Below are 19,481 nucleotides of genomic sequence, written 5' to 3'. Positions count from 1 at the left end.
GCCCTAAAAGCCTCGCGCCAGACAGCATTAGCCGACCAGTGTTGCCCATGCCGAAAGGTCCGGCTTATGCTCCGTAAAATTTACTAAACACACGAAACCCGGATGACGCACATGAACGCCCGCGTTCCGCAACCTGCCCCGAACAACCGGCACACGGCGTCTTACTACGCCGCCAGCAGCCTGCCGCAACCCGACTATCCGGAACTCAAAGGTGAACTGCTGGCGGACGTGTGCGTGGTGGGCGGCGGGTTCTCCGGGCTGAACACCGCCATCGAGCTGGCCGAACTCGGCCTCAGCGTGGTGCTGCTCGAAGCGCGCAAGATCGGCTGGGGCGCCAGTGGGCGCAACGGCGGGCAACTGATTCGCGGCGTGGGTCATGGCCTTGATCAGTTTGCCGAGGTGATCGGCACGGACGGCGTCCGTCAGATGAAACTCATGGGCCTGGAAGCGGTGGAAATTGTCCGGCAACGGATCGAGCATTTTCAGATCGCCTGCGACCTGACCTGGGGTTACTGCGACCTGGCCAACAAACCTCGCGACCTTGAAGGTTTCGCCGAAGACGCGGCCGAGCTGCGCAGCCTCGGCTATCGCCATGAGACCCGACTGCTGCAAGCCCATGAAATGCACAGCGTGGTCGGTTCCGACCGCTACGTCGGTGGCCTGATCGACATGGGCTCCGGGCATCTGCACCCGCTGAATCTGGCCTTGGGCGAAGCCGCTGCGGCGCAGCAACTGGGCGTGAAGCTGTTCGAGCAATCGGCCGTGACCCGCATCGACTATGGCAGCGAGGTCAAGGTCCACATCGCGCAAGGCTCGGTCCGTGCCAGGACCCTGGTGTTGGGCTGCAACGCCTACCTCAACGACCTGAACCCCGAACTCAGCGGCAAAGTGCTGCCCGCCGGCAGTTACATCATCGCCACCGAACCCTTGAGCGCAGCGCAGGCCCACGCATTACTACCGCAGAACATGGCGGTCTGCGATCAGCGAGTGGCGTTGGACTACTACCGGCTCTCGGCGGATCGGCGCTTGCTGTTCGGCGGCGCCTGCCACTATTCCGGTCGCGATCCGGCGAACATCGCCGCGTATATGCGCCCGAAGATGCTCGACGTCTTCCCGCAACTGGCCGGGGTGCAGATCGACTATCAATGGGGCGGGATGATCGGCATCGGCGCCAACCGCCTGCCGCAGATCGGTCGGCTCAAGGACCAGCCGAATGTGTATTACGCCCAGGCCTACTCCGGCCATGGGCTGAACGCCACCCACCTGGCGGGCAAGCTGCTGGCCGAAGCCATCAGCGGTCAGCAAGGTGGGGGGTTCGATCTGTTCGCCAAGGTGCCGCACATTACCTTTCCGGGCGGGAAGTATTTGCGTTCGCCGTTGTTGGCGTTGGGGATGTTGTGGCACCGGATGAAAGAGTTGGTCTGAAAGATTCTTTGCGCCCCTACGGACGCCATCGCGGGCAAACCTTGCTCCTACAGGTCCAGCGTTGATCGCATGACGGATACCATCCCTGTAGGAGCAAGGCTTGCCCGCGATTGGGCCGCGAGAGCGCCAAATAGCTCAAAGCCTCCAAAAGGGTTTAAGCCCCTCCTCCCGCACCTGCTCACGACTCAGCCCCACATCGCGCAACTGCTCGGGCGAAAGCTCAAGCAAGGCCTTGCGCGTGTGCAAACGATGCCAGAACAGCCCCCAGCGACCGAGACCGGACGGGGCATTTCGCATCGTTGCCGCGCGCATGCTCTTTTCCTGCCCTGCCTCCAGTTCCTGACTGTGTAACGTCAGCCGCACATCGCTCAAGCCGTTCATTTTGATTGCTCCTGTTTACTTGGGTCACCAGAGATTCCATGATGCGCGGGCCGGTAAACCCGTTACAGATTCAAAGTGGCTGTATTACCTCCATACAGATTTCCCGTTTTAGCGACTGAATCCTGTATTTTTGCCCCATCTGTACTGGTCCCCTGAATCTCTTCACCGAGGCTGCACCATGACCCTTTACGTCAACCTCGCCGAATTGCTCGGCACGCGCATCGAACAGGGCTTCTACCGTCCGGGTGACCGACTGCCTTCGGTGCGGGCATTGAGTGTCGAGCACGGGGTCAGCCTGAGCACGGTGCAGCAGGCCTATCGGGTACTGGAAGACAGTGGGCTGGCAATGCCGAAGCCGAAATCCGGCTATTTCGTTCCGGCCGGGCGCGAGCTACCGGAGTTGCCCGTCGTTGGCCGCCCGGCTCAGCGCCCGGTGGACATTTCCCAGTGGGATCAGGTGCTGGAGCTGATCCGCGCCGTCCCGCGCAAGGACGTCGTGCAGCTCGGGCGCGGCATGCCGGACATCACTACGCCGACCATGAAGCCCCTGTTGCGCGGACTGGCGCGGATCAGCCGGCGGCAGGACATGCCAGGCCTGTATTACGACAACATCTACGGCACCCTCGAACTGCGTGAACAGATTGCCCGCTTGATGCTCGATTCCGGCTGCCAGTTGAGCGCCAACGACCTGGTGATCACCACCGGTTGCCACGAAGCGCTGTCCACCAGCATTCGCGCGATCTGCGAACCGGGCGACATCGTGGCCGTCGACTCACCAAGCTTTCACGGCGCCATGCAGACCCTCAAAGGGCTGGGCATGAAAGCCCTGGAGATTCCCACCGATCCGCTCACCGGGATCAGCCTCGAGGCGCTGGAACTGGCACTGGAACAGTGGCCGATCAAAGCCATACAGTTGACCCCCAACTGCAACAACCCGTTGGGCTACATCATGCCGGAGGCGCGCAAACGGGCGCTGCTGACCTTGGCACAGCGCTTCGATGTGGCAATCATCGAAGACGATGTGTATGGCGAACTGGCCTACACCTACCCGCGTCCCCGCACGATCAAATCCTTCGACGAAGACGGCCGCGTCCTGCTCTGCAGCTCGTTTTCCAAGACCTTGGCGCCGGGGCTGCGCATCGGTTGGGTCGCGCCGGGCCGGTACCTGGAGCGGGCGCTGCACATGAAATACATCAGCACCGGCTCCACCGCCCCACAGCCACAAATTGCGATTGCCGAATTCCTCAAGGGCGGGCACTTCGAACCGCATTTGCGGCGGATGCGCACGCAATACCAGCGAAATCGCGACCTGATGCTCGACTGGGTCAGCCGCTACTTTCCCGCCGGCACCCGCGCCAGCCGTCCGCAAGGCAGCTTCATGCTGTGGGTTGAACTGCCGGAAGGTTTCGACACACTGAAACTGAATCGTGCGCTGATCGACCAAGGCGTACAGATTGCCGTCGGCAGTATTTTTTCCGCCTCGGGCAAGTACCGCAATTGCCTGCGCATGAACTACTCGGCCAAACCGACACCGCTGATTGAAGAGGCGGTGCGCAAGGTCGGCGCGGCAGCGATCAAGCTACTGGCCGAGCATCACCAGGACATATGACGCCATCAACCGACGCTTGAGCATTCACGGAGCCTTGCCAAATGCCGTGCCATACTCCGGATCCTGCCCATTCGCGGAAACTCCGATTTGCGCCCCAGACAAGCCCTGCTTTTTCTGCCGCTCGTCTCGCTACTGAGCGGCTGCACCTCTCTCACCGTACATCACGAGCCGAGCCAGGCGTTGCCAGCGGCGAACTCTGCGTTCGGACGTTCGATCCAGGCACAGGCGGCGGCGTATCAGGGCCGCTCCGGTTTCCGCCTGCTGCCCAACAGCAGTGAAGCCTTCATGGCGCGTGCCGAGCTGATTCGCAATGCGCAAAGCAGCCTCGACTTGCAGTACTACATCGTCCACGACGGTGTCAGCACACGGTTGCTGGTGGCAGAGCTGCTCAAGGCCGCCGACCGCGGTGTGCGCATACGCATTCTGCTCGACGACACCACCAGCGATGGCCTGGACCAGATCATCGCCACCCTGGCTGCGCATCCGCAGATTCAGATTCGCCTGTTCAACCCGCTGCACCTGGGCCGCAGCACCGGACTGACCCGTACCATGGGGCGGCTGTTCAACCTGTCTTTGCAGCATCGGCGCATGCACAACAAGCTGTGGCTGGCGGACAACAGCGCTGCCATTGTCGGTGGCCGTAATCTGGGCGACGAGTACTTCGATGCCGAGCCTGACCTGAATTTCACCGACATCGACATGCTCGGCATCGGCCCGGTGGCCGAGCAGCTCGGGCACAGTTTCGACCAATACTGGAACAGCGCCCTGAGCAAACCGATTGATGAGTTTATCTCGGGCAAACCCACGGCAAAGGATCTGGCCAACACCCGACTGCGACTGCAAGAGTCGCTGGAAGGCAGCCGCCAACAGAACCATGTGCTGTACCAGCAACTGAAGATTTACCAGACCCATCCACACCTGGATGTCTGGCGGCGCGAATTGATCTGGGCCTGGAACCAGGCATTGTGGGACGCACCGAGCAAGGTGCTGGCCAAGGACGAACCGGACCCGCAATTGCTGCTGACCACCCAACTGACGCCCGAGTTACAAGGCGTCAGTAACGAGCTGATCATGATCTCGGCCTATTTCGTCCCAGGCCAGACAGGGCTGGTCTACCTGACGGGACGCGCGGATGCCGGGGTGTCCGTCAGCTTGCTGACCAATTCCCTGGACGCCACCGACGTGCCGGCCGTACACGGTGGTTACGCGCCTTACCGCAAAGCGTTGCTGGAACATGGCGTGAAGTTGTTCGAGTTGCGCCGTCAACCCGGCGAGCACGGTGGCAGTGGTCCGAACCTGTTCCACAACGCCGCCTCCCGTGGTTCCGACTCCAGCCTGCACAGCAAGGCGATGATCTTTGACCGGCAAAAGGCGTTCATCGGCTCGTTCAATTTCGATCCGCGCTCGGTGCTCTGGAACACTGAAGTCGGGGTGCTGGTGGACAGCCCGGAACTCGCCGAACAGGTTCGCGAACTGGCCCTGCGAGGGATGTCACCGGCCTTGAGTTATGAGGCACGACTGGAGAATGGCCAGGTGGTGTGGGCCACTGAAGACAACGGCCAGCCACACACCCTGACCCGAGAGCCGGGAAGCTGGTGGCGACATTTCAATGCCTGGCTCAGCAAATCGGTGGGACTGGAGCGGATGCTCTAAGAACTGCATGATCCTGCGCCATCACACCGTCCGTAGCCGCTGGCGCAGCCTGCGTTCGGCAGCTGCTACACATTACGCGGGCTGCACCGTGCCAAACGCCCCTTGGCGCATCAACAGAATCACCAGCCCAAACGCCCCCGCCGCCATCAGCAACGGCAAGGCATGCCCGCTGATCCATTGACTGCCGGCACCGGCCGCCAGTGGGCCGATCAGGCATCCGATGCCCCACAGTTGCGCGATGTGAGCATTGGCTCGCACCAGCGCATCGTCACGGTAGCGTTCGCCGATCAGAATCAGCGACAAGGTAAACAAGCCGCCGGCACTGGCGCCAAACAACACCCACAACGGCCAGATCAGCAAGGTCTCGATCAACAGCGGAATCGCCAGGCTCGAGAGCATCAGGATGACTGCGCAACCGGCAAACAACGTACGCCGCGACAGTCGATCCGCCAGCGCCCCAATCGGCAGTTGCAGCAACGCATCGCCAACCACTACGGTGCTGACCATCGCCAGGGCGATTTCAGCGCTGAAGCCCTGGCGCAGGCAATACACCGGCAGCAAGGTCAGGATCATCGCCTCGAAGGCTGCAAACAGCGACACCGCCCAGGCAATCGCCGGCAGGCCACGGCAGAAGCTCAGCAAGTCGCTGAACGTCACGCTGCAGGCTTCGCTGCTCGGCGCGCCGCTACGCCCCAACAGCAACAACGGCGACGTCACCAGCAAACCGACACCCACCCAGAAGCCGAAATCATTGTCGGCGCCCAACGCGCCCAGCAGCAACGGACCGGACAGCTGACTCAGGGCATAACTGCTGCCATACAGCGCCACCAGTCGCCCGCGCCATTGCTCGACCACCAACTGGTTGATCCAGCTCTCGCCTAGGATGAACACGAGGGTCAGGATCACCCCGATCATCAGCCGCAACACGAGCCATATCGGGTAGCTCGGCAACAGCGCCAGCAAGCCGATCGAAAACGCCCCCGCCCACAGGCACAGGCGCATCAGATTGGCTGTGCCGAAACGTGCCGCCAGATGGCTTGAAACCTTGGCCCCCAGCAGCACGCCAATCGCCGGCATCGCCGCCATTACGCCGATTGCAAACGAGCCGTAACCCCAGCTTTCCAGACGCAACGACACCAGCGGCATGCTGACACCCAGGGCCAGGCCGACGCTCAGGACAGAGGCCAATACGGCGAAATAAGTCGCCCAACGCATGTTCCACGCTCCTGTGGATATTTTTATGTACAGCGCAAAGCACTGTGGGAGCGAGCCTGCTCGCGATGACGGCGCAACATTCAACATTGACGTCGACTGTCATACCGCTATCGCGAGCAGGCTCGCTCCCACAGGGGATCAGCGTCGTTCAGGGAGCCTGATTCAAAACAGGCTCCCTGAATGGTTTACAGCTTGATCCAGGTCGCCTTCAGCTCGGTGTACTTGTCGAACGCATGCAGCGACTTGTCACGGCCGTTGCCCGACTGTTTGAAACCACCAAACGGTGCGGTCATGTCGCCGCCATCGTACTGGTTGACCCACACGCTACCGGCACGCAGGGCCTTGGCGGTCAGGTGACCCTTGGAAATATCCGAGGTCCAGACGGCAGCAGCCAGGCCATACGGCGTGTCGTTGGCGATCCGGATCGCTTCATCGACGCTGTCGAAGGTGATGACCGACAGCACCGGGCCAAAGATCTCTTCCTGAGCGATTTTCATGGCGTTGCTCACGCCATCGAAAATCGTCGGTTCAACGTAGGTGCCACCGGTTTCCTGAAGGATCCGCTTACCGCCTGCCACCAGCTTGGCGCCGTCGGTGTGACCGGATTCGATGTAGGACAGCACGGTGTTCATCTGTTGGGTGTCGACCAGTGCGCCGACGTTGGTGGCCGGATCCAGCGGGTTGCCGGGCTTCCAGGCTTTCAGGGCCTCGATCACCAGCGGCAGGAATTTATCCTTGATCGAACGCTCGACCAACAGACGCGAACCGGCGGTGCAGACCTCGCCCTGGTTGAACGCGATGGCACTGGCAGCGGACTCGGCCGCCGCTTGCAGGTCCGGCGCATCGGCAAACACGATGTTCGGGCTCTTGCCACCGGCTTCCAGCCAGACGCGCTTCATATTCGATTCGCCAGAATAAATCATCAGTTGCTTGGCGATCTTGGTCGAACCGGTGAACACCAGCGTGTCGACGTCCATGTGCAAGGCCAACGCCTTGCCGACCGTGTGGCCGTAGCCCGGCAGCACGTTCAGTACGCCTTTCGGGATACCGGCTTCAACGGCCAGCGCTGCGAGGCGGATAGCGGTCAGCGGGGATTTTTCGGATGGCTTGAGGATCACCGAGTTACCGGTGGACAGCGCGGGACCGAGTTTCCAGCACGCCATCATCAGCGGGAAGTTCCACGGCACGATGGCACCCACCACACCCACCGGCTCCCGAGTCACCAGACCCAGTTGGTCATGCGGGGTGGCGGCCACTTCGTCGTAGATCTTGTCGATGGCCTCACCGCTCCAGCTCAGCGCTTGCGCCGCGCCCGGAACGTCGATGTACAGGGAGTCGCTGATCGGCTTGCCCATGTCCAGGGTCTCAAGCAGCGCCAGCTCTTCGGCGTGCTGTTTGAGCAGGCCGGCGAAACGAATCATGGTGGCCTTGCGCTTGGCCGGTGCCAGACGCGACCAGACGCCCGAGTTGAACGTGCTGCGGGCGTTTTCTACGGCGCGCTGGGCGTCGGCGGCATCACAGCTGGCGATCTTGCCCAGCAGACGGCCATCGACAGGGCTGATGCAGTCGAAGGTCTCGCCGGAGACAGCTGCGGTGTATTCGCCATTGATGTAGGCACGGCCTTCGATCTTCAGGTCGCGGGCGCGTTGTTCCCAGTCGGCACGAGTCAGGGTAGTCATACGAGAGTCCTCCTCTTATTGAATACGAGCGCCACGCGATCTACGCAGGCACCTACAGGAATTCTGCCCGGCCAGTCTTCAATTCGGCCCAAGGCAACTGCCACCCTAAACCAGCGGCCCCTCATGTTTCAATATATTTGACATAAAGCCGGTAAACGGCCTTGCGATGTTCATTTTAATAAACATAGACTTTGATTTTCAGGCCGCAATCACGGGGGATTACAGGAATGAGCATCCACAACATCGTCGACTTCAGCCAGGCCACCACACCCGCCGAGCGCTACCGCCCGGACGCCGCAAAAGTCCTCAAGGGTGACCCCGAGCAAGCCGTCTACAACCACTACAGCAGCCCGTGTGGTCAGCTGAACGCGGGCGTGTGGGAAGGTGAAGTCGGGCAATGGACGGTGAACTTCACCGAGCACGAATACTGCGAAATCGTGCAGGGGGTTTCCGTGCTGCGCGACCACGACGGCAATGCCAAGACCCTGCGGGCAGGCGATCGGTTTGTCATTCCGGCCGGTTTCCGCGGCACCTGGGAAGTGCTGGAACCGTGCCGCAAGATCTACGTGGCGTTTGAACAGAAGGCCTGAGGCTTTTCTGACAACCACAACAAAAAAGGCCCGTATCTTGCGATACGGGCCTTTTTCTTAAGAGGGAAAAATCAATTACTTGATTTTGCCTTCTTTGTAGATCACGTGCTTGCGAACAACCGGATCAAATTTCTTGATCTCGATTTTGTCCGGAGTAGTGCGCTTGTTCTTGTCGGTAGTGTAGAAGTGGCCAGTACCGGCGCTCGAAATCAAACGAATCAATTCACGCATGATTAGCTCCCTTAGATCTTGCCAGCTTTGCGGATTTCGGCCAGCACGACAGTAATGCCACGCTTGTCGATGATACGCATGCCTTTGGCAGATACGCGCAGACGCACGAAACGTTTCTCTTCTTCAACCCAGAAGCGGTGATGCTGCAGGTTCGGCAGGAAACGACGACGGGTTTTGTTGTTTGCGTGGGAAATGTTATTCCCAGTCACCGGACCCTTACCGGTAACTTGACAGACTCTCGACATGCCTCAGCCCTCTAAAACCACATGCCCAACCCGGCATGGGTTGGCCGCTTAATCTCTCAGTCATTTGGCGCCAGGCGCCGCGTTTCTTTAGGGGTCTTACCGGCTACACCTACAAACGAAGGAACCGGGCCCCTAGAAAAGAGCGCTGCTTTATACCAGAAAGACTAGAGAGCAACAACAATCGGTGTGCATTGAATTAACAAAACACCTATTTTTCGGGCTCCGAGCGCCTTGGACAAAGGCTGTCGTCGATGGCGACCGCTCGTCGCAGAGAATCGGCCAACAGGTCAATCCAGGGTTTTCCTCGGGCAGCACTCACCGAAAACAATCGCACATAGTCCCCTTAAAATGAAAAAGGGGATAGTCATTTGTAAAAGAGCCCACTAGGGTAAGCCTTTTCCAGACTGCACTCGCAGATGGGCCTTCGATCTGCACAGGAATCCACACATGCGCCTCGCTGCCCTACCGTTGTTGCTCGCCCCACTCTTGCTGAGCCCATTGGCCCAGGCTGCCGCTTTGAGCGTCTGCACCGAGGCCAGCCCGGAAGGGTTCGATGTCGTTCAATACAACTCGCTGACTACCACCAACGCCTCGGCCGACGTGCTGATGAACCGTCTGGTTGATTTCGATACCGCCAGCGGTAAAGTCGTCCCCAGCCTGGCCGACAGCTGGGAAGTGTCGACCGACGGTCTGACTTACATTTTCAAGCTGCACCCGCAGGTGAAATTCCACCACACCGAGTACTTCACCCCTACCCGCGACCTGAATGCCGAAGACGTGAAGTTCAGCTTCGAGCGCATGCTCGACCCGGCCCACCCTTGGCACAAAGTCGCCCAAAGTGGCTTCCCTCACGCTCAATCGATGCAATTGCCTGCGCTGATCAAGAAAATCGACGCGCTGGACCCGCTAACCGTACGCTTTACCCTGGACCACCCCGACTCGACCTTCCTTGTCACCCTGAGCATGGGGTTTGCCTCGATCTACTCGGCCGAGTATGCCGACCAGTTGCTCAAAGCCGGCACGCCCGAGAAGCTCAACAGTCAGCCAATCGGCAGTGGCCCGTTCATCTTCGGGCGCTTCCAGAAAGATGCGTCGATTCGCTACAAGGCCAACCGCGACTACTTTGCCGGCAAACCGGCAGTGGACAGCCTGGTGTTCGCCATCACTCCGGACGCCAACGTGCGCTTGCAAAAACTGCGGCGCAACGAGTGCCAGATCGCCCTGTCGCCCAAACCGCTGGATGTGCAGGCCGCCGCCCAGGACCCGACCCTGAAGATCGAGAGCACGCCGGCGTTCATGACCGCGTTCGTGGCCATCAACAGCCAGCACCCGCCACTGGACAAGCCCGAAGTCCGCCAGGCGATCAACCTCGCCTTCGACAAGGCCAGCTACCTCAAGGCCGTTTTCGAAGACACCGCGCAGGCTGCCAACGGTCCGTACCCGCCCAACACTTGGAGCTACGCCAAAGACCTGCCGGGCTATCCGAAAGACATCGCCAAGGCGCGCGCACTGCTGGCCAAGGTCGGGCTCAAGGAGGGTTTTAAAACCACGATCTGGACCCGGCCTTCCGGCAGCCTGCTCAACCCGAACCCAAGTCTTGGCGCCCAGCTGTTGCAGGCGGACCTGGCCGAAGTCGGGATTCAGGCGGAAATCCGGGTGATTGAATGGGGCGAGCTGATTCGCCGCGCCAAGGCCGGCGAACACGACCTGCTGTTCATGGGCTGGTCCGGCGACAACGGTGACCCGGATAACTTCCTCACGCCACAGTTCTCCTGCGCGGCGGTCCAGTCCGGGACCAACTTCGCCCGCTACTGCGACCCGGGCCTGGACAAAGTCATCAGCGCCGGCAAGACCACGACCGAACAAGGCGTGCGCAGCAAGCTTTACGAACAGGCCCAGGCGCAGATCCAGCAACAGGCGCTGTGGCTGCCACTGGCGCACCCGACCGCCTACGCGCTGACGCGCAAGGATGTTCAGGGCTACCAGGTCAGCCCGTTCGGCCGCCAGGACTATTCCAAAGTCAGTCTCAAGTAATAGCGTCACCGCAAAACCACATAGTTTTACTTGGCTTCGCTACCCCGCTCACATCCACCCATACTCGGCCATCGACAGCGGATCGCCATCGCCGACGATGAAATGGTCGAGTACCCGCACATCGACCAGGTCCAGCGCCTCTTGCAGGCGCCTGGTCAGCGCTCGATCCGCCTGACTCGGCTCGGCACTCCCTGACGGATGGTTGTGGCACAGGATCAACGCCGCGGCGTTGTGCGCCAGTGCACGCTTGACCACCTGACGCGGGTAGACGCTGGCACTGTCGATCGAACCGCGAAACAGTATCTCGAACGCCAGCACCCGATGCCGGGAGTCCAGAAACAGGCAGCCAAACACCTCATGCGGCTCATGGCGCAACATCGCCTTCAGGTAATTGCGCACCTCGATCGGGCTCTTGAGCACCGAGTCGCGACGCAAGCGTTCCGCCAAATGCCGCCGTGCCATCTCCAGTACTGCCTGCAATTGGGCGAACTTTGCCGGCCCCAGTCCAAGCTGACTGCCGAACGTCTGCTGATCGGCCTCCAGCAACGTGCGCAGGCTGCCGAATTGATGCAACAGGTGTCGCGCCAGATCGACCGCGCTTTTACCGGTCACCCCGGTGCGTAGAAAGATGGCCAGCAACTCGGCGTCCGAAAGGCTCGCCGAACCCTGCTCCAGAAGCTTCTCCCGCGGGCGCTCTGCCGCCGGCCAATCGCGAATGCTCATAGCACCTCCATGTGTGTGGGCGCCGCTGTTCCGTTGCGGTCGCTGTGATATCGTAGTCCATCTTTTTTGCGGGCGATTTCACCCTGGGGAGGGGTTTCGCCACGTAGTCATCAATGAATTGAAAGGCAGGCCTATGCAGCGGCTGTATCGGAAACGCATCGTTCTCGGCGTCGGCGGCGGCATTGCCGCCTACAAGAGTGCCGAGCTGGTTCGCCGACTCATCGACCAGGGCGCCGAAGTGCGCGTGGTCATGACCCGTGGCGGCAGCGAGTTCATCACCCCGCTGACCATGCAGGCACTCTCCGGGCACCCGGTCCACCTGGACCTGCTGGACCCGGCGGCCGAAGCTGCGATGGGCCACATCGAGCTGGCCAAATGGGCCGACCTGGTGCTGATCGCGCCGGCCACCGCCGACCTGATCGCGCGCCTGGCCCAAGGCATCGCCAATGACCTGCTGACCACCCTGGTACTGGCCACCGACGCCACCGTCGCGCTGGCCCCGGCGATGAACCAGGCCATGTGGCGCGACCCGGCTACCCAGGCCAACACCCAATTGCTTGAAAGCCGTGGCTTCAAGGTCTTCGGCCCGGCGTCCGGCAGCCAGGCCTGCGGCGACGTCGGCATGGGCCGCATGCTCGAGGCCGACGATCTGGTGCAGTGCGCCGCCGATTGCTTCCAGCGTCAGGCACTGACCGGCAAGCACGTGCTGATCACGGCCGGTCCGACCCAGGAAAACATCGACCCGGTGCGCTACATCACCAACCACAGCTCAGGGAAAATGGGCTTTGCCCTGGCCGAAGCCGCGGTTGAAGCCGGCGCCCGGGTAACCTTGATCACCGGCCCCGTGCACCTGCCGACCCCGGATCGCGTCACCCGGATCGACGTGGTCAGCGCCCGCGACATGCTCGCCGCCTGTGAAGCCGCGATCCCTTGCGACCTGTTCATCGCCTCTGCTGCGGTCGCGGACTATCGCCCGGAAGTCGTCGCCCCACAAAAACTCAAGAAAGACCCTACGAACGGCGACGGCTTGTTGCTACAAATGGTCCGCAACCCAGACATTCTGGCGACCATTGCCACACGCCCCGACCGTCCGTTCAGTGTTGGCTTCGCCGCCGAAACCGAACACCTGCTCGACTACGCTGCACGCAAGCTGAAAGACAAAAACCTCGACCTGATCGTCGCCAACGACGTGGCCAACCCGAGCATTGGCTTCAACAGCGAGGAAAACGCTTGCAGCGTGATCGACCGGGAGTTGCACGCAACGCTCTTCGCCCAGACCAGCAAGGGCAAAATCGCCCGCCAGCTGATCACTTTTATCGCCGAACGTCTGAACCAGGTTTAACTCGCATGCACGCTTTACAAGCCAAGATCCTCGACCCACGCATTGGCCGCGAATTCCCGCTGCCACAGTACGCCACGCCAGGCTCCGCCGGCCTCGACCTGCGGGCGATGCTGGAACAGGACACCGTCATCAAGTCGGGTGAAACCCTGCTGATCCCGACCGGCCTGTCGGTGTACATCGGCGACCCGGGCCTCGCTGCACTGATCCTGCCGCGCTCGGGCCTGGGCCATAAGCACGGCATCGTGCTGGGCAACCTGGTCGGGCTGATCGACTCCGATTACCAGGGCCCGCTAATGGTCTCCTGCTGGAACCGCGGCCAGACCGACTTCAACATCGTGGTGGGTGAGCGTCTTGCGCAACTGGTGCTGGTGCCGGTGGTTCAGGCGCACTTCGAGATGGTGGAAGAGTTCGTCGAGACCCAGCGCGGTACCGGTGGCTTCGGTCATTCCGGCAGCCACTGATACAACAAAGCCCCATGTGGCGAGGGAGCTTGCTCCCGCCGGGCTGCATAGCAGACCCCAAAATTTCGTGGGCGCTACGCACCCAAGCGGGAGCAAGCTCCCTCGCCACAATGTTTATGCAGCCTCACTTGCAAGGTTCACCGCGAAAATCAAGGCATGAGCCGGCTTTCATGAGTGTCATGGCCCTTTCGCACCACGAACTCTCTGTGGAAAACGCCGTCATATCCTTCAGTTTGAGCCTGTCGACACGTTGTTCGCAGGCAGGTTCCGCCACTTTCGAAATGGAGCATTCCCACAGATGAGCACCGCAGCCCGAGTCGCACCCACGTTCCCCGACAGCATTTTTCGCGCCTATGACATTCGTGGCGTCGTCCCGGAAACCCTGACCGCTGAAACCGCTTATTGGATCGGTCGCGCCATCGGCTCCGAAACGCTGGCCATGGATGAGCCGAACATCTCCGTCGGCCGTGACGGTCGCCTGTCTGGCCCGGAATTGGTCGAGCAATTGATTCAGGGCCTGCACGACAGCGGCTGCCACGTCAGCGACGTCGGCCTGGTGCCAACCCCGGCGCTCTATTACGCAGCCAACGTGCTGGCCGGCAAGTCTGGCGTAATGCTCACCGGCAGCCACAACCCGTCGAACTACAACGGCTTCAAAATCGTCATCGCTGGCGACACCCTGGCCAACGAACAGATCCAGGCCCTGCACGAACGCCTTAAAACCAACAACCTGAGCAGCGGCAAGGGCAGCATCACCAAAGTCGAGATCCTTGATCGCTACACCACCGAAATCGTCCAGGACATCAAACTCGCCCGGCGCCTGAAAGTGGTGGTCGACTGCGGCAACGGTGCCGCCGGTGTTATCGCACCTCAACTGATCGAAGCACTGAACTGCGAAGTCATCCCGTTGTTCTGCGAGGTCGACGGCAACTTCCCGAACCACCACCCGGACCCGGGCAAACCCGAGAACCTGATGGACCTGATCGCCAAGGTCAAGGAAACCAAGGCCGACCTGGGCCTGGCTTTCGACGGTGACGGCGACCGCGTCGGCGTGGTGACCAATACCGGCGACATCGTGTTCCCGGACCGCCTGCTGATGCTGTTCGCCAAGGATGTGGTGGCACGCAACCCGGACGCCGAGATCATCTTCGACGTCAAATGCACCCGCCGCCTGACCCCGCTGATCAAGGAATATGGCGGTCGCCCGCTGATGTGGAAAACCGGTCATTCATTGATCAAGAAGAAGATGAAACAAACCGGCGCCCTGCTCGCAGGCGAAATGAGCGGGCATATCTTCTTCAAAGAGCGCTGGTTCGGTTTCGACGACGGTATTTACAGCGCCGCGCGGCTGCTGGAGATCCTCAGCAAGGAAAAATCCAGCGCGCAGGCGCTGTTCGAGACCTTCCCGAACGATATTTCTACGCCAGAAATCAATATCCATGTGACCGAAGAGAGCAAATTCAGCATCATTGATGCACTGCACGACGCCCGTTGGGGCATCGGTGCCGAATTGACCACCATCGACGGTGTGCGAGTCGACTACGCCAAAGGCTGGGGCCTGGTTCGCGCGTCCAACACCACACCGGTGCTGGTCCTGCGTTTCGAGGCCGATAACGACGCCGAACTGCAGCGCATCAAGGACGTGTTCCACACCCAACTGAAACGTGTTGCACCTGACCTCCAACTACCATTTTGATTTTTTGAAGCGCCTTTTATTGAAGTGCCGGAGCCCCGAATGACCATCGAACGCGAAGCCGCCGCCAACACCGCCAAGGTCCTGTCCGAAGCGTTGCCTTATATTCGCCGCTATGTCGGCAAGACCCTGGTGATCAAATACGGCGGCAACGCGATGGAAAGCGAGGAGCTGAAAACCGGCTTTGCCCGCGACATCGTGCTGATGAAGGCCGTGGGCATCAACCCGGTGGTGGTTCACGGTGGCGGCCCGCAAATCGGCGACCTGCTCAAGCGCCTGTCGATCGAGAGCCACTTCATCGACGGCATGCGCGTCACTGATGCGCAGACCATGGACGTAGTGGAAATGGTCCTCGGCGGCCAGGTGAACAAAGACATCGTCAACCTGATCAACCGCCACGGCGGCAGCGCCATCGGCCTGACCGGCAAAGACGCCGAGCTGATTCGTGCGAAGAAGCTCACCGTCACCCGTCAGACACCGGAGATGACCCAGCCGGAAATCATCGACATCGGCCAGGTGGGCGAAGTGGTCGGGATCAACACCGACCTGCTGAACCTGCTGGTCAAGGGCGATTTCATCCCGGTGATCGCGCCCATCGGTGTCGGCGCCAACGGCGAGTCGTACAACATCAACGCCGATCTGGTTGCCGGCAAAGTCGCTGAAGCGCTGAAAGCCGAAAAGCTGATGCTGCTGACCAACATCGCCGGCCTGATGGACAAAACGGGCAAGGTCCTGACCGGCCTGAGCACCCAGCAGGTCGACGAACTGATCGCCGACGGCACCATCTACGGCGGCATGCTGCCGAAGATCCGTTGTGCGCTGGAAGCCGTACAGGGCGGCGTCGGCAGCTCGCTGATCATCGATGGCCGGGTGCCGAACGCGATTCTGCTGGAAATCTTCACCGACACCGGCGTGGGCACCCTGATCAGCAACCGCAAGCGTCCGTAAGCAACACACATAAAAAGACCCCGCTCAGCCTGACTGAGCGGGGTCTTTTTTTGCCCGCGATCTTTGTGGCACCCCACCTTTAGTGGCGAGGGAGCTTGCTCCCGCTTGAGTGCGCAGCACTCACAAAAATCCTTGGGTCTGCTACGCAGCCCAGCGGGAGCAAGCTCCCTCGCCACACAAGCTCGCCCCCATAAGGGTTGTGGTCAGACGCCGAACTGCGCGCGGTAGGCTTCTACCGCCGGCAAATGCTGCTTGAGCTGCGGATCGTCGGCGAGGAATTCCAGCACCTGATTCAGCGAAACGATGCTGATCACCGGAATACCGAAGTCGCGCTCCACTTCCTGAATTGCCGACAGTTCGCCGTTACCGCGCTCCTGACGGTTCAGCGCGATCAGCACGCCGGCGGCCTTGGCACCGTCCTGGGAAGCAATGATCTGCATCACTTCACGGATTGCGGTACCGGCGGTGATCACGTCATCGATGATCAGCACGTCGCCGGTCAGCGGCGCGCCGACCAGGCTGCCGCCTTCGCCGTGAGCCTTGGCTTCCTTGCGGTTGAAGCACCATGGCAGATCGCGGTCATGGTGCTCAGCCAGGGCCACGGCGGTGGTCGCCGCCAAAGGAATGCCTTTGTACGCAGGGCCAAACAGCACGTCGAACGCAATGCCGCTCTCGACGATGGCTGCCGCGTAGAAACGACCCAGTTGCGCCAGCGCAGAACCCGAGTTGAAAAGGCCTGCATTGAAGAAGTAAGGACTGGTACGCCCGGACTTCAGGGTGAACTCACCGAAGCGCAAAACGCCGCGATCGATGGCAAAACGAATGAAGTCGCGCTGATACGCTTGCATGAAAAAACCCCAAATACCACGGATTTAGCTAATTAGGTAGACGCCGTGTATCATACACGCACGCGATTTTTGGGGCCATTTATGCGGATCATCAGTGTGAACGTCAATGGTATTCAGGCTGCAGTCGAGCGTGGTTTGCTCAGTTGGCTGCAGGCACAGAATGCCGACGTCATCTGCCTGCAGGACACCCGCGCCTCCGCCTTTGAACTGGACGATCCAGCCTTCCAACTGGATGGCTACTTCCTTTATGCCTGCGATGCCGAAGTCCCCGCCCAAGGTGGCGTGGCTTTGTACTCGCGGTTGCAACCGAAGGCTGTCATCAGCGGTCTCGGCTTCGAGACAGCCGACCGCTACGGGCGCTACCTGCAAGCCGATTTCGACAAGGTCAGCATCGCGACCTTACTGCTCCCTTCGGGGCAGAACGGCGATGAAGACTTGAACCAGAAGTTCAAGCTAATGGACGATTTCGCCCGTTATCTGGATAAACAGCGACGCAAACGTCGCGAGTACATTTATTGTGGCTCGCTGTACGTGGCGCAACAGAAGCTGGATATCAAGAACTGGCGCGACAGCCAGCAATCCCCGGGCTTCCTGGCGCCAGAGCGCGCCTGGATGGACGAGATTGTCGGCAACATGGGGTATGTCGATGCCCTGCGCGAAGTCAGTCGCGAAGGCGATCAGTACAGCTGGTGGCCAGACAACGAACAGGCCGAGATGCTCAACCTGGGCTGGCGTTTCGACTACCAGCTGCTGACCCCGGGCCTGCGCCGTTTTGTACGCAGCGCTCGCTTGCCACGTCAGCCGCGGTTCTCGCAACACGCGCCGTTGATCGTGGACTACGACTGGACGCTGACGATCTAAGCGTTTTTTCACAGCTGCAAAAAAGCCGACAGAGATGTCGGCTTTTTTATGGGCGCTGATTATTCAATGTGGGAGCGAGCCTGCTCGCGATGACGGTAGACCAGATACCGATGCGATGACTGTCAGACCGCTATCGCGAGCAGGCGCGCTCCCACAAAGGAATCCTCATCGATCATTATTTGATCAACCGCCAGGTGAAGGGGTAGCGATACAGCTGCCCTTCATTGGCTTTTACCCCGGCGATGATTGTCAGCACCAGCGCACCGATGGCCACCAGGCCAAACAGGAAGAAGCCGATCACCACCACCATCAACAGCAGGCAGATGGCCGAAGCAATGGCCACGCTGATCTGAAAGTTCAGCGCTTCCTTGCCCTGATCGTCGATGAACGGGTCCATCTCGCGCTTCAGTTGCCAGAGGATCAGCGGCCCGATCAGCGAACCGAACGGCACCCAAATCCCCAGCAAGGCCGAGAGATGGCAGAACATGGCCCACTGACGAACCTCACGGCTCGGCACTGGCAGCGGAAGTTGCTCATCACTCATGACGCTCTCCTTGCTGGACATCGGAACCAGGGCATTGGGGCAATCAGTCAGCCAATGCAGCTTTTTGCAGATCGAAAATGTCGTTCATGCCTTTTTTCGCCAGCTCCAGCATCGCGTTCAGTTCTTCAGGCTGGAACGGCGCGCCTTCAGCGGTGCCCTGCACTTCAATGAAACCACCGGTGCTGGTCATCACCACGTTCAGGTCGGTCTCGGCAGCCGAGTCTTCCAGGTAGTCCAGATCCAGCACTGGCTCGCCCTGGTACATGCCCACCGACACGGCAGCAATCATCTGCTTGAGCGGGTCACCGCCTTTCAGGCCACCGCGTTTCTTGATCACTTTCAAGGCGTCGACCAGCGCAACCATGGCGCCGGTGATCGAGGCAGTACGCGTACCGCCGTCGGCCTGGATCACGTCGCAGTCGACGTACAGGGTCACGTCGCCCAGCTTGGACATGTCCAGCGCAGCGCGCAGGGAACGACCGATCAGACGCTGGATCTCCAGCGTACGGCCGCCTTGCTTGCCTCGGCTCGCTTCACGCTGGTTACGCTCGCCAGTGGCGCGCGGCAGCATGCCGTATTCGGCGGTCAGCCAGCCTTGGCCCTGCCCCTTGAGGAAGCGCGGCACACCGTTTTCGACGCTGACGGTGCAGATCACCTTGGTATCACCGAACTCGACCAGTACAGATCCCTCGGCGTGTTTGGTGTAGTTGCGGGTAATGCGGATCGAGCGGAGCTGATCGGCAGCGCGACCACTTGGACGTTTCATAGAGGAACACCTGTACGGAGGACGGAAATCTGCCGAGCATTATAGGGCGACCGGGCGCGCCTGGGCACTTCTAAAAAAACCGGGCGACGAGCGAGGGCTCTGAACCGCGCCTTGCGACGACCTGCTGCGCTTTGTCACACGCGCCATTTGGGAGCATCCGCCGCACTGCGCTACAATCCTGCGCCTTTGCAGCCTGTGGGCTTTAATTCATCTAACCAGGTCCGTTGAGCCCG

Annotated in this window: 18 protein-coding genes and 1 pseudogene; 10 read left to right on the top strand and 9 right to left on the bottom strand. The window is 60.6% G+C overall.

All coding sequences use genetic code 11. The annotated features are described in order from the left end of the window. The first annotated feature begins 111 nt into the window (after positions 1–111). A complete protein-coding gene (locus tag HK44_RS23315; RefSeq protein ID WP_019694263.1) occupies positions 112–1,425 on the top strand; it encodes an NAD(P)/FAD-dependent oxidoreductase in 1,314 nt (437 codons plus the stop codon). Between the two features lie 135 nt (positions 1,426–1,560). Here the strand turns inward: HK44_RS23315 and HK44_RS23310 are convergent, their stop codons facing one another. After that, a complete protein-coding gene (locus HK44_RS23310; protein ID WP_019694264.1) occupies positions 1,561–1,806 on the bottom strand; it encodes a DUF1127 domain-containing protein in 246 nt (81 codons plus the stop codon). 178 nt (positions 1,807–1,984) lie between these two features. Between HK44_RS23310 and HK44_RS23305 the strand changes: the two genes are divergently transcribed. Together HK44_RS23305 and HK44_RS23300 are read left to right on the top strand one after the other, a co-directional pair. Further along, on the top strand, positions 1,985–3,415 hold the full coding sequence (locus HK44_RS23305; RefSeq protein WP_019694265.1) for a PLP-dependent aminotransferase family protein: 1,431 nt from the start codon (positions 1,985–1,987) through the stop codon (positions 3,413–3,415). 87 nt (positions 3,416–3,502) lie between these two features. Continuing rightward, positions 3,503–5,068, top strand: coding sequence for a phospholipase D family protein (locus HK44_RS23300; RefSeq protein WP_019694266.1), 1,566 nt, complete (start codon positions 3,503–3,505; stop codon positions 5,066–5,068). A 72-nt stretch (positions 5,069–5,140) separates the two neighbouring features. Here HK44_RS23300 and HK44_RS23295 read toward each other — a convergent pair whose 3' ends face one another. After that, entirely contained in the window at positions 5,141–6,283 is a 1,143-nt protein-coding gene (locus HK44_RS23295; RefSeq protein WP_019694267.1) for an MFS transporter, read from the bottom strand. A gap of 185 nt (positions 6,284–6,468) precedes the next feature. Next, positions 6,469–7,962 carry an aldehyde dehydrogenase gene (locus HK44_RS23290; protein WP_019694268.1) on the bottom strand — a complete coding sequence of 498 codons (1,494 nt, stop codon included), beginning with the start codon at positions 7,960–7,962 and terminating at the stop codon, positions 6,469–6,471. A 227-nt stretch (positions 7,963–8,189) separates the two neighbouring features. Between HK44_RS23290 and HK44_RS23285 the strand changes: the two genes are divergently transcribed. Next, positions 8,190–8,552, top strand: coding sequence for a cupin domain-containing protein (locus HK44_RS23285; RefSeq protein WP_019694269.1), 363 nt, complete (start codon positions 8,190–8,192; stop codon positions 8,550–8,552). Between the two features lie 75 nt (positions 8,553–8,627). Here the strand turns inward: HK44_RS23285 and rpmG are convergent, their stop codons facing one another. Both rpmG and rpmB read right to left on the bottom strand, forming a co-directional pair. Beyond that, positions 8,628–8,783 (bottom strand): 50S ribosomal protein L33, encoded by a 156-nt coding sequence (gene rpmG / locus HK44_RS23280; protein ID WP_007894709.1) that lies wholly within the window; start codon positions 8,781–8,783, stop codon positions 8,628–8,630. An 11-nt stretch (positions 8,784–8,794) separates the two neighbouring features. Then, positions 8,795–9,028, bottom strand: coding sequence for a 50S ribosomal protein L28 (gene rpmB / locus HK44_RS23275; RefSeq protein ID WP_007894701.1), 234 nt, complete (start codon positions 9,026–9,028; stop codon positions 8,795–8,797). A 447-nt stretch (positions 9,029–9,475) separates the two neighbouring features. Between rpmB and HK44_RS23270 the strand changes: the two genes are divergently transcribed. After that, a complete protein-coding gene (locus HK44_RS23270; RefSeq protein WP_019694270.1) occupies positions 9,476–11,062 on the top strand; it encodes an ABC transporter substrate-binding protein in 1,587 nt (528 codons plus the stop codon). Positions 11,063–11,110: 48 nt separating this feature from the next. On the opposite strand, the gene radC is transcribed toward HK44_RS23270, so the two are convergent. Next, positions 11,111–11,785, bottom strand: coding sequence for a RadC family protein (radC, locus tag HK44_RS23265; RefSeq protein ID WP_019694271.1), 675 nt, complete (start codon positions 11,783–11,785; stop codon positions 11,111–11,113). Positions 11,786–11,918: 133 nt separating this feature from the next. On the opposite strand from radC, the gene coaBC reads away from it, so the two are divergent. From coaBC to argB, 4 genes and pseudogenes are all read left to right on the top strand, one after another. Next, a complete protein-coding gene (gene coaBC, locus HK44_RS23260) occupies positions 11,919–13,127 on the top strand; it encodes a bifunctional phosphopantothenoylcysteine decarboxylase/phosphopantothenate--cysteine ligase CoaBC (protein ID WP_019694272.1) in 1,209 nt (402 codons plus the stop codon). A gap of 5 nt (positions 13,128–13,132) precedes the next feature. Beyond that, entirely contained in the window at positions 13,133–13,588 is a 456-nt protein-coding gene (gene dut / locus HK44_RS23255; protein WP_019694273.1) for a dUTP diphosphatase, read from the top strand. Between the two features lie 292 nt (positions 13,589–13,880). Continuing rightward, a pseudogene (locus HK44_RS23250) lies at positions 13,881–15,284 on the top strand (phosphomannomutase/phosphoglucomutase); the annotation flags it as partial. A gap of 39 nt (positions 15,285–15,323) precedes the next feature. Then, the gene (gene argB / locus HK44_RS23245; RefSeq protein ID WP_019694275.1) at positions 15,324–16,229 is read left to right on the top strand and encodes an acetylglutamate kinase; all 906 of its coding nucleotides are present in this window, start codon (positions 15,324–15,326) and stop codon (positions 16,227–16,229) included. Between the two features lie 203 nt (positions 16,230–16,432). Here argB and pyrE read toward each other — a convergent pair whose 3' ends face one another. Further along, on the bottom strand, positions 16,433–17,077 hold the full coding sequence (gene pyrE, locus HK44_RS23240) for an orotate phosphoribosyltransferase (RefSeq protein WP_008030591.1): 645 nt from the start codon (positions 17,075–17,077) through the stop codon (positions 16,433–16,435). 81 nt (positions 17,078–17,158) lie between these two features. Here pyrE and HK44_RS23235 point away from each other — a divergent pair, with 81 nt between their 5' ends. After that, the gene (locus tag HK44_RS23235; protein WP_003176915.1) at positions 17,159–17,938 is read left to right on the top strand and encodes an exodeoxyribonuclease III; all 780 of its coding nucleotides are present in this window, start codon (positions 17,159–17,161) and stop codon (positions 17,936–17,938) included. 175 nt (positions 17,939–18,113) lie between these two features. Here the strand turns inward: HK44_RS23235 and HK44_RS23230 are convergent, their stop codons facing one another. Both HK44_RS23230 and rph read right to left on the bottom strand, forming a co-directional pair. Next, positions 18,114–18,482 carry a DUF4870 domain-containing protein gene (locus HK44_RS23230; RefSeq protein WP_019694276.1) on the bottom strand — a complete coding sequence of 123 codons (369 nt, stop codon included), beginning with the start codon at positions 18,480–18,482 and terminating at the stop codon, positions 18,114–18,116. Between the two features lie 43 nt (positions 18,483–18,525). Beyond that, a complete protein-coding gene (gene rph / locus HK44_RS23225; protein ID WP_019694277.1) occupies positions 18,526–19,248 on the bottom strand; it encodes a ribonuclease PH in 723 nt (240 codons plus the stop codon). Positions 19,249–19,481 lie beyond the last annotated feature (233 nt).

Source organism: Pseudomonas fluorescens HK44, from assembly GCF_000217955.3.
In the GTDB taxonomy this organism is placed as follows: domain Bacteria; phylum Pseudomonadota; class Gammaproteobacteria; order Pseudomonadales; family Pseudomonadaceae; genus Aquipseudomonas; species Aquipseudomonas fluorescens_AQ.
The sequence above is the reverse complement of the archived record's forward strand: the minus strand, read 5'-3'. Positions and strand labels throughout refer to the sequence as shown.